This is a genomic window from Staphylococcus gallinarum (genome assembly GCF_000875895.1).
Lineage (GTDB): Bacteria > Bacillota > Bacilli > Staphylococcales > Staphylococcaceae > Staphylococcus > Staphylococcus gallinarum.
Genome location: NZ_JXCF01000007.1, coordinates 250,563 through 267,027 on the forward strand (window position 1 = coordinate 250,563; position 16,465 = coordinate 267,027).

Here is a 16,465-nt window from a genome sequence, read left to right on the forward strand (position 1 = left end):
TATGGAGGACCCTACATTATTTAATCAATCAATGATTAAAGGCACAGTAGATGCTATACTTTTTCAAAATAAAGAAAATTTCTACACCGTCTTAAAGGTCGATACGATTGAAACAAATGAAAATTTTGATTCGATGCCTACAATTGTAGGGTTCTTTCCAGATATTGCTGAAGGAGACGTATATACCTTTAAAGGTCAAATAGTGACGCACGCAAAGTATGGTAAGCAATTAAAAGCAGAAACATTTGAAAAGGAATTACCACAAACGAAAGAAGCGATAATTAGTTACTTGTCGAGTGATTTATTTAAAGGTATCGGAAAAAAAACAGCGCAAAGTATTGTTAATAAACTAGGCGAAAATGCAATCAATGATATATTGAATGATCCAACTATTCTAGAAAATGTGCCTGGTTTACCAAAAAAGAAACAAAAGCAAATAGCTGAACAAATTGCAAGTAATCAGGAAACAGAGCAAATCATTATCAGACTACATGATTTAGGCTTTGGTCCCAAATTAGCGATGTCTATTTATCAAGCTTATCTTGGTGAAACATTGACGATAGTTGAGCAAAAACCTTATCAACTCGTTTACGATGTTAAAGGAATAGGTTTTAATAAGGCGGATACTTTAGCAAGAAACGTTGGAATACAATTTAATGATCCTGAACGATTGAAAGCTGGTGTGCTTTATGTTCTAGAGGAAGAATGTATCAAACAAGGACATACATACTTGCCAACACAAACTGTGTTAGATATGACCAGTGACATGTTGTCGAATCAACCACAAGAAATAATTAACCACGAACAATTAGAAGAAGTCATGCAACAACTTGTAGATGCAGATAAGTTAATACGTCAAGACACTGAAGTTGCAATACCAAGTTTGTATTATTCTGAATTAAAAAGTGTCCAAAACTTGTATCGTAATTTTACTTATACTAACAAATTAAAGGAAATTGAACAGTCAGATCTATTGTTAGAGATAGGTGAAATTGAAACGAGAAATGATGTTAATTATGCTGAGTCACAACGAGAAGCGTTACAAACTGCAATTAATTCAAAGGTAATGCTGTTAACAGGTGGTCCAGGTACAGGTAAGACTACAGTAATTAAAGGTATTGTAGAATTATATGCTGAAATACATGGGTTATCTCTAGATTATGACGACTATAAAAATGATGATTATCCAGTTGTATTAGGTGCGCCAACTGGAAGGGCATCGAAACGTCTAGCAGATGCAACAGGACTTGAAGCTATGACGATTCATCGTTTGATAGGTTGGAATCAAGATACCCAACCTGAAGATATCTTGGATAACGAGATATCAGCCAAATTAATCATTATAGATGAAATGTCAATGGTTGATACGTGGCTATTTCACCAATTTATGAATGCTGTACCAATAGATGCACAAATTGTACTCGTAGGCGATGAAGACCAATTGCCATCAGTAGGACCAGGACAAGTATTTAAGGATTTAATTGACTCAAAAGTGGTGCCACGTGTGAATTTAACTGAAGTTTATCGCCAGCAAGATGGTTCAAGTATCATTGAATTAGCACATCGTATGAAATTAAACGAACCTATTGATATAAGCCAACGTTATCACGATCGTAACTTTATTAATTGTAGTACTGAACAAATTCCCACTGTAGTCGAAAAGGTTGTGGGCAGTGCAGTGAAGAAAGGCTATGACATGAGTGATATTCAAGTATTAGCGCCTATGTATAAAGGGTCAGCCGGTATTAAAAAGCTCAATACAGTGTTGCAATCTATACTTAATCCTAAACAAAAAGATTCTAGAGAAATAGAATTTGGTGATGTGATATTTCGTAAAGGAGATAAAGTATTGCAACTTGTGAATAGACCTAGCGATAATATTTTTAATGGTGATATTGGTGTTGTTGTAGGTATATTTTGGGCAAAGGAAAATGCCTTGAATAAAGACGTCTTAGTCGTTGATTTTGAAGGAAATGAAATTACATTTTCAAGACAAGATTTAATGGAGTTAACACATGCTTATTGTACTTCTATTCATAAGTCACAAGGGTCTGAATTTCCAATCGTCATTATGCCTATGGTCAAACAATACTTTAGAATGTTACAAAAGCCTATATTATATACTGGATTAACAAGAGCTAAACAGTCTCTTGTATTTTTAGGAGATCCACAAGCCTTTGAAATAGGATTGAACACACATGGACAAGTGCGTTTGACTCAACTTTGTTCATTTTTAAAGGATTATTTCAATAATGAAGAAGCGGATACAGAAGCACAACAAATAAATGAATATGTAGATGCCGATACGATTTTAACTGAAACAACAATGTTTAAAATTGACCCAATGATTAATATGGGCCAAATTTCGCCTTATGATTTTATAGAAGATTGACAATAAGGCGGAAAATAAATACAATATAACTAACGTTGCATAAAGATGAGTAAATTATGTTAAACCCTATAGAGATGTACTGGTTGCTGAGAAGTACAGTTAACATAATTGAACGCTACTTTATGTCAGTAAACATAAGAACTAATTGAGTGATAAGTGAGAATTGGTGGATTTTGATGATGTGATGCCATGTAGTCCGATTGATAACATGACTAAATATTATTAATTTACTAATTACTTATAACTAGGGTGGTACCGCGAAACGTTCGTCCCTTTTATGAGGATGGGCGTTTTTTATTTGCTGATTTATAGTATTACTGGAATTGTGCAGAACATGAGATGAGATGGAGGATATTTAAGGATGAAAAATCTAAAAGCAAGTGAAATTAGACAAAGTTTTATAGATTATTTTGTTGAAAAAGGACATATGGTTGAACCATCAGCACCTTTAGTACCAATTGATGATGATTCGCTATTATGGATTAATTCAGGAGTAGCGACTTTAAAAAAATATTTCGATGGCCGTGAAACACCTAAAAAACCAAGGATTGTAAATTCTCAAAAAGCAATTCGAACAAATGATATTGAAAATGTAGGTTTCACTGCAAGACACCATACATTCTTTGAAATGCTTGGTAATTTTTCAATTGGGGACTACTTTAAACGTGAAGCAATTACATTTGCTTGGGAATTTTTAACAAGTGATAAATGGATGGCAATGGAGCCAGAAAAACTATATGTCACGATTCATCCTGAAGATACGGAAGCTTATGAAATTTGGAATGAAGAGATTGGTTTAGAGGAAAGTCGAATCATTCGTATTGAAGGAAATTTCTGGGATATTGGTGAAGGTCCTTCAGGTCCTAATACTGAGATTTTTTATGATAGAGGAGAGCAATTTGGTGCTAATGACCCAGCAGAGGAAATGTATCCAGGTGGAGAAAATGAGCGTTATCTTGAAGTATGGAATTTAGTATTTAGTGAGTTCAATCATAACAAAGATCACTCATATACGCCGTTACCAAATAAAAATATTGATACGGGTATGGGATTAGAACGTATGGCATCAATAGCTCAAAATGTTCGCACGAATTATGAAACAGATTTGTTTATGCCAATTATTAATGAAGTTGAACAGATTTCAGGAAAAAAATATTTAGAAGTTGAAGCCAACGATGTAGCATTTAAAGTTATCGCTGACCATATTAGAACGATTGCCTTTGCCATTGCAGATGGTGCTTTGCCAGCAAATGAAGGTCGTGGATATGTATTACGACGTCTATTACGTCGTGCAGTGAGATTCAGTCAAACTTTAGATATCAATGAACCATTCATGTATCGTTTAGTGGATATTGTGGCTGAAATTATGGAACCGTATTATCCAAATGTTCTTGAAAAAGCTGATTTTATTAAACGTGTAATTAAATCTGAGGAAGAGCGTTTCCATGAAACATTAGAAGAAGGTTTAGCAATTTTAAATAATTTAGTTGCAAATGCAAAAGAAGGCAACCATCAGATAAGCGGTAAAGATGCATTTAAATTATATGATACTTATGGTTTCCCTATTGAACTAACTGAAGAAATTGCACTACAAGAACAATTGTCAGTAGATATGGAAACATTTGATGCAGAAATGCAACAACAAAGAGATAGAGCAAGACAAGCACGTCAAAACACGCAATCTATGCAAGTACAAAGTGAAGTATTGAAAAATATTACAACACAAAGTAACTTTGTCGGTTATGATGTAATGGAGCAAGCTACAACAATAACTGATATACTATTTGACGGTGCATTAGTTGAATCTGTAGAAGCAGGTCAAAGCATTCACTTTATTTTAGAGGAAACACCGTTTTATGCGGTAAGTGGTGGTCAAGTTGCTGATAAAGGTACAGTTGGCAACGAACACTTTGAAATAGCTGTAAACGAAGTAACAAAAACGCCAAATGGTCAAAATCTCCACAAAGGTGAAGTTCAATTTGGTCAAGTTACAAAAGGTAGTCCTGTAGAAGCTAAAGTAAATCAAAAAGCACGTTTAGCTATTGAGAAAAACCATAGCGCAACGCATTTATTACATGCTGCCTTGAAAGAAGTATTGGGAGATCATGTTAACCAAGCAGGTTCGTTAGTAGAAAGTGATCGACTACGCTTTGACTTTTCACATTTTGGACCAATGAATGATAATGAAATTGCTGAAGTTGAACGTCGAGTTAACGAAGAAATTTGGAATAGCATCAATGTAAACATTAAAGAAATGTCAATTTCAGATGCAAAAGCAATGGGTGCAATGGCTTTATTCGGAGAAAAATATGGAGACGTTGTTCGTGTAGTCGATATGTCACCGTATTCTATCGAATTATGTGGAGGAACACATGTTAACAATACATCAGAAATTGGGTTGTTTAAAATTGTTAGTGAGTCAGGTACTGGTGCTGGAGTTAGACGTATTGAAGCGTTGACTGGTAAAGGTGCGTTCCAATATTTAGAAGCAGTTCAAGAAAAATTCAATGCTGTTAAAGATCTTGTGAAAGTGAAATCTGACGATCAAGTGGTTGATAAAGTGCAGCAAATGCAAGTAGACGAAAAAGAACTAACGAAGCAATTAGAACAACGTAATAAAGAAATTACGTCACTAAAAATGGGTGATATCACAGATCAAGTTGAAGAAATTAATGGACTTAAGGTATTAGCTACAGAAGTTGAAGTTGCAAATGCAAAAGCTATTCGTGAAACGATGGATGATTTCAAATCGAAGTTACAAGATACGGTAATTATCTTAATTAGTAACGTTGATGGAAAGGTTTCTCTTATCGCCACTGTACCTAAAGAACTTACAGGAAAAATCAAAGCTGGTGATATTATTAAGAATATGGCTCCACAAGTTGGTGGTAAAGGTGGCGGTCGTCCAGATATGGCTCAAGGTGGCGGAACTGAACCTGAAAACATCACAGAATCATTACGTTTCATTAAAAATTATATTAAATCACTATAACTTAAAACCATTGTCATGTAGAATGTAACTAAAGTATAGAAATTATTTGCGCGATTTAAGGAGTGTTTAACAATGGAAAACTTTGATAAAACAATGAAATTCAATTATGATGAAATTCCTAAAGAAGATGTCAAAACAGTATTGCAAAATGTCTACAAAACGTTAGAAGAAAAAAACTATAATCCTGTAAATCAAATTGTAGGTTATCTCTTATCTGGAGATCCTGCCTATATTCCGCGTCACAATGAAGCTAGAAATCAAATCCGTCGTATAGATCGTGATGATATTATGGAAGAATTAGTTTCAAATTATTTAGCTGAGAATGATAAGTAAGCAATGCTAAAGCATAAAATAATAGGATTAGATGTAGGAAGTAAAACTGTTGGTATAGCAATAAGTGATTTAATGGGTTGGACAGCCCAAGGGTTAGATACACTCCAAATAGATGAAGCAAATGGCGATTTAGGTATAGCAGCATTAGTGAAAATAATAGAAAAAGAAAAAGTAGGCTCTGTTGTAATTGGATTGCCAAAGAATATGAATAATTCTATTGGATTTCGAGGTGAGGCTTCGTTACAATACAAGGAGCAACTACAAGAAGCATTGCCATCATTAGAGATTATTATGTGGGATGAACGATTGAGTACGATGGCCGCTGAACGTTCTTTACTAGAGGCAGATGTTTCAAGACAGAAAAGAAAAAAAGTAATAGACAAAATGGCAGCAGTATTCATCTTGCAAGGTTATTTAGATTCTATTCAATAATAAAGGAGCGTTATACAATGACAGAACATAATCATGATGCAGAATTACAAATTAACAACGAAGAGGAATTATTAACTTTATACGATGAAGAAGGTAATGAAGTCTTATACCGTAAAGTTTTAGAATTCTATCATCCAGAATTTAAGAAAGAGTATGTGATTCTTGCAGAAGAAGGCGCAGAATCTGATGACGATGATTTAGTAGAATTAATCCCAATGATTAATGAAGCTGATGAAAATGGTGACGGTGGTAAATTCTTACCAGTAGAAACAGATGAAGAATGGGATATGATTGAAGAAATCGTCAATACAGAAATGGATGATCATGACCACGATCATGAACACTAAATGATAATCTGATTTATTTTAGTCTGAACGATGATAATTAAATTAGTATGAGATTGGAAATCATCTTCCTACTCTCGAAAGCAAGCGAGTCAATCCTTAATTGGGTTGACTCTCTTTTTAATTGTAGAAACATAATGTGTTATACATTTTCCTATAACTGGTTGTTAAGTGTAACATTGGGGGGGAAGCATTTAGATTAAGGCGGTTATGTTATGTCAAAATATAACTAATATAGTTTAATTGTTTATTTTTCAAGAACTTTAAAACGCAAGATGAAAAACAAGGTTTGCATTAACTCAAAGTGGTAACACAAATAATCTATTAAAAGTCAGTTAATCAACATTCATTCAAACAATTTACACTTATAATATTCGTTACTTTATGGTAAAATATATAAAGTTAAATTTAAGTGGGAAATGATATATGCATGATTGTAATTGAATATTAAATGATGAAAATCAGTTTAATTGTTATTAAAAACAAACATGTTAATTTTGATGTCTTAAAGTAATCAATCAGTTTATAGGACTGATTTATTTTATTGAGAATTAAAGGGAATCATTTTGCCATAAAGGAAGTTATTACAATGGATAAAAATCAGTTGTATTTATTAGAATTACACAAACAAACTGATTCAAGAATAGAATCATTAAGATCTTATGCTGAACAGAATAATGTTCCAATCGTTGATCGTTTAACATTAGATATGATCAAACAATTAATTAGAATACATCAACCACAACAGATATTGGAAATTGGCACAGCAATTGGTTATAGCTCAATGCAATTTGCATCAGTCTCATCTGATATTCATGTTACAACAATAGAACGAGATGAAGCTATGTTGACACAAGCAAAGAACAACAGAACGACATTTGGTTTTAATACGCAAATAAGACAAATTGTGGGTAATGCATTGGAACAATTTGAACAGGTAAATGATAGAGTTTACGATATGATTTTTATCGATGCAGCTAAAGCTCAATCACAAAAATTCTTCGAACTTTATACACCATTACTAAAAGAAGGCGGTATGGTGATAACAGATAATGTGTTATATCATGGTTTCGTTGCAGATATTGACATAGTTAGAAATCGCAATGTACGTCAAATGGTTAAGAAAGTCCAGTCTTACAATGAATGGTTGATGAATAATGAAAATTACACTACAAACTTTTTAAATATCGATGATGGTTTAGCAATATCAATTAAAGGAGCTTCAAAATGACTGAATTATTAGTTACTCCAAAATCTGTAACACATATAAGTACGCTAATTGATAAGGGTGCAGATGCCTTTGTTATTGGTGAACAGAAATTTGGATTAAGACTTGCAGGTGAATTTAATAGAGCAGATATGGAAGAAGCTGTAAAGTTAATCCATAAACATGGAAAAAAAGCATATGCCGCAGTAAATGGTATCTTTCACAATTACCACTTAAACGCATTAGAATCATACATAGCATTTTTACATGAAATTCAAGTTGATAGAATTATCTTTGGTGATCCAGCAGTAGTTATGTATGTTAAAGCGCAACAGAATCCGATTCCGCTAAACTGGGACGCAGAAGCACTTGTAACGAACCATTTCCAATGTAATTATTGGGGACAAAAGGGTGCTAAACGTGCACAGCTTGCGAGAGAATTAAGCTTAGAAGAAATTTTAAATATTAAAGCAAATACTAACGTTGAGGTTGAAGTACAAGTTCATGGTATGACGTGTATGTTCCAATCTAAACGTATGTTATTAGGCAATTATTATACATTTCAAGAGCGTCAAATGAAAATTCAGAGAAATAAAGAGGCGAATGAACTCTTATTATATGATGAAGAACGAGATAACAAATATCCTGTATATGAAGATTACAATGGTACACATATTATGTCGCCAAATGATATTTGCTTGATTGAAGAATTAGATTCACTGTTAGCAGCAGGAATAGACTCGTTGAAAATTGATGGTGTTTTACAAACTGAAGCATATATTAACGTGTGTACTGAACAATATAGAGAAGCAATCGATTTATATCATGAAGATCCTGAGGCATATGAAGATGAGAAGTTTATGCTAGTTGATCCTATTGAGGCAATTCAACCGGAACATCGTCCATTTGACGAAGGATTCTTATTTAAACAAACGGTTTACTAAGGAGGGCTTAAGAATGAAAGTTTTAGAAAAAGAAAATGCACAACAACTACCTAAAATAAAAAAGCCTGAACTTCTTGCCCCGGCTGGAAATTTAGAAAAGTTAAAAATTGCGGTTCATTATGGTGCGGATGCGGTGTTTCTTGGTGGACAAGAATATGGCTTGAGATCAAATGCTGATAACTTTACGATGGAAGAAATCAAAGAGGGTGTTGAATTCGCGAATCGTTATGGAGCAAAAATCTATGTTACAACAAATATCATTGCACATGATGAAAATATTGAGGGGTTAGATGAATACCTCAGAGCACTTGAAAAAACAGGTGCAACTGGTATTATCGTGGCAGATCCATTAATTATTGAAACGTGTAAACGCGTTGCTCCAAAATTAGAAATTCATTTATCGACACAACAATCACTTTCGAACTATAAAGCGGTTGAATTTTGGAAAGAAGAAGGATTGGACCGTGTTGTGTTGGCTCGTGAAACAGGTGCCATGGAAATGCAAGAAATGAAAGACAAAGTTGACATTGAAATTGAGTCATTTATACATGGTGCAATGTGTATAGCTTATTCAGGTCGTTGTACATTAAGTAACCATATGACAGCACGTGATTCGAACCGTGGTGGTTGTTGTCAAAGTTGTCGTTGGGATTATGACTTGTTAGAGGTCGATGAAGATGGAGAATTAGATCTTTACTATGACGGTGAGGGTGAAGTTACACCATTTGCTATGAGTCCTAAAGATTTAAAGTTAATTGAATCTATACCTAATATGATGGATATTGGTGTTGACTCTTTAAAAATTGAAGGTAGAATGAAATCAATTCATTATATTGCGACAGTTGTGTCAGTATATAGAAAGGTTATTGACGCATATGCCGCAGATCCACAAAACTTTAAAATTAAACCTGAATGGTTAATTGAATTAGATAAATGTGCAAATAGAGACACTGCTTCAGCCTTTATTGAAGGGACACCTGGCTTTGAAGAACAAATGTTTGGTGAACAAGGTTCAAAGAAATCGCCATTTGATTTTTGTGGTTTAGTATTAGATTATGATGAAACAACACATATTGCTACGGTTCAACAACGCAATAATTTTAAACCGGGCCAAGAAATTGAATTCTTTGGTCCAGAAATCGAAACATTTAGACAAGTTGTTGATAAGATATACGATGAAGAGGGTAATGAACTTGATGCTGCACGTCATCCATTGCAAATCGTGCAAATTAAAGTAGATCATCCAATTTATCCGAACAACATGATGAGAAAGGAAATTGGATAATGAAAAGTACGACAATTATTGGTATTGCTGGTGGCTCAGGTTCAGGTAAAACATCTGTAACAAATGAAATTATGAAAAATTTAGAAGGTCATAGTGTTGCATTATTAGCGCAAGACTATTACTATAAAGACCAATCGCATTTAACATTTGAAGAACGTTTGGAAACAAATTACGACCATCCATTTGCTTTCGATAACGATTTGCTAATAGAAAATTTAAATGACTTGCGTAATGGTAAACAAATTGAAGTACCTACGTATGATTACACAAATCATACGAGAAGTGATGAAACGATTGCATTTGAGCCAAAAGATGTTATTATCGTAGAAGGTATCTTTGCATTGGAAAATAAAACATTAAGAGACTTAATGGATGTTAAGATTTATGTCGATACAGATGCAGACTTACGTATTTTAAGAAGACTTTTACGTGATACAGAAGAAAGAGGTCGTACGATGGAGTCTGTAATTAATCAATATTTAAATGTGGTTCGACCAATGCATAATCAATTTATTGAACCGACAAAGAGATATGCAGATATTATTATTCCAGAAGGTGGAAGTAATAAAGTAGCTATCGATATAATGACAACAAAGATTCAAACATTAGTAAGTAAACAATAGTATGTATATGTAAAGGAAGATGACACTATGGAAAATCAAAAACAATATCCAATGACTCAAGAAGGATTTGAGAAATTAGAACGTGAACTTGAAGAATTAAAAACAGTAAAACGTCCTGAAGTCGTTGAAAAAATTAAAGTAGCGCGTTCTTTCGGTGATTTATCTGAGAACTCTGAGTATGATGCTGCGAAAGACGAGCAAGGATTTATCGAACAAGATATCCAACGTGTTGAACATATGTTAAGAAATGCGTTAATCATCGAAGATACTGGTGACAATAATCAAGTACAACTTGGTAAAACAGTTACATTTATTGAATTACCAGGTGATGAAGAAGAAAGTTATCAAATCGTTGGATCTGCAGAGGCAGATGCATTTAAAGGTAAAATCTCTAATGAATCACCAATGGCTAAAAGTTTAATTGGTAAAAAATTAGAAGACGAAGTACGTGTACCATTACCAAATGGTGGAGAAATTAACGTTAAGATTGTCAATATCAAATAATTATAATCAAAATACTGTCTAAACTATTACTTATGTTGATAAAAGTATGAGCATAACCGGTCACTATTTGATTGTATAACATATAGTTTCAGAACAAGAACGACTCTAACATGTTTATAATGAATCTGGAACTTAAATACGTAGCATTAAGCCCATCAAAGGTCTAAAATCTTTGATGGGCTTATTATTTATTTCAATAATCTGTAATTTTATTGCTCACTTACCAAGGTGCTCGATCGAAATTGGTCTCGACACGTATACTACGCTCACAGTCATTCGCAAACAATATGAAGTTCTAAAATGTTATTACTAAAAAAGTAAGACATATACTTATAATTAAATACATTCCACTAAACTAAATTGACGAGGTGTCTTATGTATAAAAATTAGAATATGTCTCAATTCTCTCACCTATGGAAACAGAAAGGCTTATCATTAAAAACGATAGCGCACACATTGTAAAGAGCATTTAGTAGAAATTATTTCAGACAGTGAAGTCGACGAAGTGAACTATTCCTATGGTGTTTTTTCTTATTATCCTAAAATGATGTTAAAAATCATCTCTTTTACATATATATAAATCCAAGCGATTTTCTCCAGATGCAAAATCGAAAGTGCTTTAACTGATCGCATTCGAATGATAATGGTTAGCACAAAAACAAACTCCTGTTTATAGAACAATTAATCCTTTTAAAGTGAACTCAATTGAGCATGATGACATGACTAAAAAACAATTATATTTTTAGTTACATATTGAAGTATTCTCATATGACTAAAGTGCTATAAATTACAAAATTGAATTTTAGTAAATATGAATAGGTTATTTAAGGTGGGATTTTACACTTTGGCAAGAAATATCTATACGACAGCTGTGCGATTTGGTAAATTATTACTAATAATAAACTTTATTTTCTAAATTTTCTAAAAGTAAAGATTATTACAGGTTTAAGTTATATGATTAGGATAGGTTATTAACAATTATAATTTTTTGTAATTAAACATATAACTTAAATTGATGATATAATTAAAATGTTAAGCGTACAATTAAATATTTTACAAAAACGAATTGTTAATAACATAAAGGGGAGAATGTTTTTGGAATTTAAATTAATTAACGAGCAAACAATTATGATTTACTTTGAAAATCAAATTGATCCTAAAACGTTCGCAAAGGTACAACATGTGTCTCAATATATTAAGGATAAACAACTTCAGTCGATAACTGAGATAATACCTTCTTATAGAGCAATTATGTTATATGTTGATACTAATATTTCAACGTTGAACGAAGTATTAAATGACTTGGATTTGGAACAATTGGATATAAGTTCAATAAATGAGAAACAATTAAGAAATAAGACGATTCATTTACCTGTACTATATGGAGGGGAATATGGTCAGGATATTGAAGAAGTTGCAACTTACAATGATTTAACAACAGAAGAGGTTGTCAAAATACATAGCAGCAATAAATATTTAATTTATATGCTAGGTTTCATGCCAGGGTTCCCATTTTTAGGAGGCTTAGATGCTAAATTGCATACACCTAGACGCAAAGAGCCAAGGACAAAGATAGAAGCTGGTTCGGTAGGTATCGCAAATAATCAGACTGGATTATATCCGAAGCAATCACCTGGAGGTTGGCAAATTATTGGTCGAACACCTATCAATGTATTTGATATTAATCGTGAACCGATGTGTTTGTATGAAGCAGGAGATTCGATTCAATTTTATTCAATTGATAAAGACACTTATCAACAAATTGAACAGGAACAAACACAAGATGATTTTAATATTGAAAAGTGGGTGAAGTTTGATTATGAGCATTAAAATATTAAAACCAGGATTATTTAGTACCGTCCAAGATAAAGGTCGAGTAGGTTATCAGGATCAAGGATTTTCGTCTGCGGGTGCATTAGATGATAATGCACTTCGATTAGGTCAAGCGTTATTGAACCATGAAGGACCAGCAATTGAATATACAGTAATTGGACCTACCATAGAATTTTTAGCAGATAATGCTATTGTTATGACGGGAGCCCGTTTTAACGTTACCTTAAATAGCGACAATATTGATCAGAATACAGTCATTAACGTGAAAAAAGGTGATGTTTTAGAAATCGGTCAAGTAACGAAAGGTGCTCGAGGCTATTTAAATTTTGCTAATCCATTACAATTACCTAAAATCGCAGGTAGCTATTCGACACACACAAGAAGTCAAATTGGTGGTTATCAAGGTAGAACGTTAAAAAAAGATGACGTATTAACAACAGAAAAAGTGAAGAATTATACAACGCGCATTGGTCTAAGTGCAAATTACAATGAAGAGATATTCGACCAACAGATTATCCATATCGTTGAAGGGCCTCAGATCGATGCATTTTCAGAAACATCAATAAATGCGCTTACATCATCTGTATTTAAAATATCAGAGCAATCAGATCGTATGGGTTATAGACTACAAGGTGATAGTATTCCACCAATAGCGTCGGCCGATATTATTTCTGAACCTGTAGCACTGGGAAGTATCCAAGTGCCAAATGATGGTAATCCAATTATTTTACTTAATGATAAACAAACAGTAGGTGGATATACAAAAATTGCAACAGTTTGTGCCATGGATTTACAAGTTCTTGCACAAAAACAACCTGGATCTGAAATTCAATTTGAATGGATATCTGTTGAACAAGCAACTGAACAATTAAAAGAGAAAGAACATAAATTTCTTCAAGAGTTAACAAACATAGAGCAAAAACCAATATATGATTTGAAGCAATTAAGACCTACAGCTTCAAGAATTAAAAATTTATTAAAAGGGGAATAATGATGAATTTTGAAAAAATAGAGCAATTAATAAAACTTGTTAAAGATAATGACATGAAGAAATTTAAATATAAAGATTATGAGCAAGAAATTGAATTTGATTTTACAGACAATCAGATTAATCAAAGTGTGGGAAATGCGGCCACTCAACCGCAGAATTCAGATTCACAACAAAGTACAAATCAACAGCAAGCAGCATCAGATGAAAGCGTTGACTATGTGAAAGCACCGATGGTCGGTACATTTTTCTTACAAGATGAAAAAGAACTTACAAACCCTTTAGTCAATGTAGGAGATAAAATCAAGAAAGGCGATACAATTGGTTATATTGAAGCAATGAAAGTCCTAAATGAAGTGACTAGCGATGTAGAAGGTGTGGTTGATGAAATTCTAGTATCACACGGAACTAATGTCGAATATGATCAAGCCATTATCAAAGTAAAATAAATTTCTGAAAGGGGCGTTTGCATTGTATCGTTGTTTAATTGCAAACAGAGGTGAAATTGCTGTACGCATCATCCGTGCATGTAGAGAATTAGGAATCGAGACAGTTGCTATTTATGCCAAAGGGGATGAATCCAGTCTACATGTCAGCTTAGCTGATCAAGCAATTTGTATTGGAGAAGCAAATCCGTTAGATAGTTATTTAAATCAAGATCGAATTATTAGCGCTGCAGAAATAACCGGCGCAAATGCAATTCATCCAGGTTATGGATTTTTATCAGAAAGTCCGTCTTTCGCTAAAAAAGTTGAAGAAAATGATATCTATTTTATCGGACCAACATATAAAACAATGGAATTAATGGGTGATAAAATCACCGCAAGACAAACCGTTGATCAAGCTGGAGTACCTATCATTCCTGGTTCAACAGATGATGTGAAAACTGTTGAAGAAGTAAAACATATAGCTGAAGAAATTGGTTATCCACTTGTGCTTAAGGCAGCGAGTGGTGGTGGTGGTAAAGGTATTCGCATAGTAAAAGAAGCATCTGAACTACCAAAACTGTTTAAAGAAGCTAAAAGTGAAGGAAAAAAATACTTTGATGACGATCGTATCTATGTAGAGGCATTTATACCTGTTGCGAAACATGTTGAAGTACAAGTGCTAGGTGATGGTCAATTTAACTATATACATCTAGGAGAACGCGATTGTTCTGTTCAGCGAAAAAATCAAAAGTTAATTGAAGAATCGCCTTGTGCAGCATTAACTGAAGAAAAAAGAACTGCAATCTGTAACGATGCAGTAAAAGTTGCCAAAGCATCAAACTATCGTAGTGCGGGAACAATAGAATTTTTAGTGACCGAAGATAGTTATTATTTCATTGAAATGAACGCACGTATTCAAGTAGAACATACCGTTACAGAAATGCGTGCAAATAGAGACTTGTTGCAAGCACAACTTTACCTGATGCAACATAATGAGTTGCCATTTAATCAGTCTGAAGTGCAATTTGATGGGCACGTTATTGAAGCGCGTATTAATGCAGAGAACCCAGAAAAGCAATTCCAACCTTCACCAGGTAAAGTAAATGCATTACATTTACCACAAGGGTTTAACGTAAGAGTAGATAGTCTGTTATACCCAGGCTATACTGTGTCACCAAATTATGATTCATTGGTCGCGAAGGTAATTGTAAAGGCTGACAATCGTGACTTAGCAATTCATAAATTGAAAGTAACATTAGATGAAATGGTTATTGATGGATTTACAACTACAGCTGACTTTTTATATGGAGTTCTTTCATATCCGTTATATGCTGAAGGTGATGCAAGAGATGTTGATATAAAATTCTTAGATAGACATCAAATTATCAAGGGGGAATCATAATGCAAATCGACTTAAATTGTGATTTAGGAGAGGCATTTGGTAATTACTCATTCGGTGGAGATACAGATATTATACCGTTAATTACTTCTGCTAACATCGCTTGTGGATTTCATGCAGGTGATCAACACGTAATGAATGAAACGATTAAACTAGCTAAAGCAAATCATATTGGTATAGGTGCTCATCCAGGTTTACCTGACTTACAAGGCTTTGGCAGAAGAAATATGGATTTAACACCAGATGAAGTTTATGACGTCGTAGTGTATCAACTTGGTGCATTAAATGGGTTCTGTAAAATTCATGATGTGCAATTAAATCATGTTAAACCACATGGCGCATTATATCAAATGGGTGCTAGAAACAAAGAAATTGCTAATGCGATTGCCCAAGCAGTGTATGACTTTGATAAAACATTGATTTATGTAGGTTTGTCCAATACTTTATTGATTTCAGAAGCACAAGCAGTTGGATTGAAAACGGCTTCTGAAGTATTTGCTGACAGACGTTATGAAGATGATGGTCAGTTAGTAAGTAGGAAAGATAATGACGCATTGATAACAGATACTGAAGAGGCTATCAATCAAGTATTGAGAATGGTAACTGAGCAAAAAGTAATTACAAAGAACAAAAATGAAATAGACATACAAGCAGATACAATTTGTGTCCATGGGGATGGCGCACATGCATTGGAATTCGTATCTCAAATCAGAGAGCGTTTAACGAAAGAAGGTATTTCTATTACCAAAATAGGGGGATAA

The 16,465-nt window shown here is 33.6% G+C and carries 15 protein-coding genes; all 15 read left to right on the top strand.

Annotated features, from left to right (window positions below; genetic code table 11):
* Position 1: 1 nt before the first annotated feature.
* The 15 genes from recD2 (at position 2) to pxpA (ending at position 16,465) form a co-directional block, all read left to right on the top strand.
* Positions 2-2,392, top strand: coding sequence for an SF1B family DNA helicase RecD2 (recD2, locus tag SH09_RS04965; RefSeq protein ID WP_042738520.1), 2,391 nt, complete (start codon positions 2-4; stop codon positions 2,390-2,392).
* A 361-nt stretch (positions 2,393-2,753) separates the two neighbouring features.
* Positions 2,754-5,384 (top strand): alanine--tRNA ligase, encoded by a 2,631-nt coding sequence (alaS, locus tag SH09_RS04970; protein WP_042738521.1) that lies wholly within the window; start codon positions 2,754-2,756, stop codon positions 5,382-5,384.
* A gap of 72 nt (positions 5,385-5,456) precedes the next feature.
* Positions 5,457-5,717 carry an IreB family regulatory phosphoprotein gene (locus tag SH09_RS04975; RefSeq protein WP_042738522.1) on the top strand — a complete coding sequence of 87 codons (261 nt, stop codon included), beginning with the start codon at positions 5,457-5,459 and terminating at the stop codon, positions 5,715-5,717.
* Positions 5,718-5,720: 3 nt separating this feature from the next.
* Entirely contained in the window at positions 5,721-6,149 is a 429-nt protein-coding gene (gene ruvX / locus SH09_RS04980; protein ID WP_042738523.1) for a Holliday junction resolvase RuvX, read from the top strand.
* Between the two features lie 17 nt (positions 6,150-6,166).
* On the top strand, positions 6,167-6,496 hold the full coding sequence (locus tag SH09_RS04985) for a DUF1292 domain-containing protein (RefSeq protein WP_042738524.1): 330 nt from the start codon (positions 6,167-6,169) through the stop codon (positions 6,494-6,496).
* Positions 6,497-7,082: 586 nt separating this feature from the next.
* Positions 7,083-7,724: an O-methyltransferase gene (locus SH09_RS04990; RefSeq protein ID WP_042738525.1), complete on the top strand. Its 642-nt coding sequence runs from the start codon at positions 7,083-7,085 to the stop codon at positions 7,722-7,724.
* Complete coding sequence (locus SH09_RS04995; RefSeq protein ID WP_042738526.1) at positions 7,721-8,644, top strand: peptidase U32 family protein; 924 nt, start codon at positions 7,721-7,723, stop codon at positions 8,642-8,644. The genes SH09_RS04990 and SH09_RS04995 overlap by 4 nt, the downstream gene beginning before the upstream one ends.
* Before the next feature lie 13 nt (positions 8,645-8,657).
* Positions 8,658-9,929 (top strand): peptidase U32 family protein, encoded by a 1,272-nt coding sequence (locus SH09_RS05000; RefSeq protein ID WP_042738527.1) that lies wholly within the window; start codon positions 8,658-8,660, stop codon positions 9,927-9,929.
* A complete protein-coding gene (gene udk, locus SH09_RS05005; RefSeq protein ID WP_042738528.1) occupies positions 9,929-10,552 on the top strand; it encodes a uridine kinase in 624 nt (207 codons plus the stop codon). Before SH09_RS05000 ends, udk begins: the two co-directional genes overlap by 1 nt.
* Positions 10,553-10,579: 27 nt before the next feature.
* Positions 10,580-11,056 (top strand): transcription elongation factor GreA, encoded by a 477-nt coding sequence (greA, locus tag SH09_RS05010; RefSeq protein ID WP_042738529.1) that lies wholly within the window; start codon positions 10,580-10,582, stop codon positions 11,054-11,056.
* 1,095 nt (positions 11,057-12,151) lie between these two features.
* Entirely contained in the window at positions 12,152-12,886 is a 735-nt protein-coding gene (pxpB, locus tag SH09_RS05015; protein WP_082039182.1) for a 5-oxoprolinase subunit PxpB, read from the top strand.
* The gene (locus SH09_RS05020) at positions 12,876-13,880 is read left to right on the top strand and encodes a 5-oxoprolinase subunit C family protein (RefSeq protein WP_042738530.1); all 1,005 of its coding nucleotides are present in this window, start codon (positions 12,876-12,878) and stop codon (positions 13,878-13,880) included. Before pxpB ends, SH09_RS05020 begins: the two co-directional genes overlap by 11 nt.
* 2 nt (positions 13,881-13,882) lie before the next feature.
* Positions 13,883-14,326 (top strand): acetyl-CoA carboxylase biotin carboxyl carrier protein, encoded by a 444-nt coding sequence (locus tag SH09_RS05025; protein WP_042738531.1) that lies wholly within the window; start codon positions 13,883-13,885, stop codon positions 14,324-14,326.
* Positions 14,327-14,348: 22 nt separating this feature from the next.
* Complete coding sequence (locus SH09_RS05030) at positions 14,349-15,707, top strand: acetyl-CoA carboxylase biotin carboxylase subunit (protein WP_042738532.1); 1,359 nt, start codon at positions 14,349-14,351, stop codon at positions 15,705-15,707.
* Positions 15,707-16,465: a 5-oxoprolinase subunit PxpA gene (gene pxpA, locus SH09_RS05035; RefSeq protein WP_042738533.1), complete on the top strand. Its 759-nt coding sequence runs from the start codon at positions 15,707-15,709 to the stop codon at positions 16,463-16,465. Before SH09_RS05030 ends, pxpA begins: the two co-directional genes overlap by 1 nt.

Excerpts from the sequence above, each read along its gene's own strand:
- SH09_RS05020 (WP_042738530.1), top strand. The coding sequence starts at position 12,876 with ATGAGCATTAAAATATTAAAACCAGGATTATTTAGTACCGTCCAAGAT.
- recD2 (WP_042738520.1), top strand. The coding sequence starts at position 2 with ATGGAGGACCCTACATTATTTAATCAATCAATGATTAAAGGCACAGTA.
- SH09_RS04985 (WP_042738524.1), top strand. The coding sequence starts at position 6,167 with ATGACAGAACATAATCATGATGCAGAATTACAAATTAACAACGAAGAG.
- ruvX (WP_042738523.1), top strand. The coding sequence starts at position 5,721 with ATGCTAAAGCATAAAATAATAGGATTAGATGTAGGAAGTAAAACTGTT.
- alaS (WP_042738521.1), top strand. The coding sequence starts at position 2,754 with ATGAAAAATCTAAAAGCAAGTGAAATTAGACAAAGTTTTATAGATTAT.
- SH09_RS04990 (WP_042738525.1), top strand. The coding sequence starts at position 7,083 with ATGGATAAAAATCAGTTGTATTTATTAGAATTACACAAACAAACTGAT.
- SH09_RS05025 (WP_042738531.1), top strand. The coding sequence starts at position 13,883 with ATGAATTTTGAAAAAATAGAGCAATTAATAAAACTTGTTAAAGATAAT.
- greA (WP_042738529.1), top strand. The coding sequence starts at position 10,580 with ATGGAAAATCAAAAACAATATCCAATGACTCAAGAAGGATTTGAGAAA.
- udk (WP_042738528.1), top strand. The coding sequence starts at position 9,929 with ATGAAAAGTACGACAATTATTGGTATTGCTGGTGGCTCAGGTTCAGGT.
- SH09_RS04975 (WP_042738522.1), top strand. The coding sequence starts at position 5,457 with ATGGAAAACTTTGATAAAACAATGAAATTCAATTATGATGAAATTCCT.
- SH09_RS05000 (WP_042738527.1), top strand. The coding sequence starts at position 8,658 with ATGAAAGTTTTAGAAAAAGAAAATGCACAACAACTACCTAAAATAAAA.
- pxpA (WP_042738533.1), top strand. The coding sequence starts at position 15,707 with ATGCAAATCGACTTAAATTGTGATTTAGGAGAGGCATTTGGTAATTAC.
- SH09_RS04995 (WP_042738526.1), top strand. The coding sequence starts at position 7,721 with ATGACTGAATTATTAGTTACTCCAAAATCTGTAACACATATAAGTACG.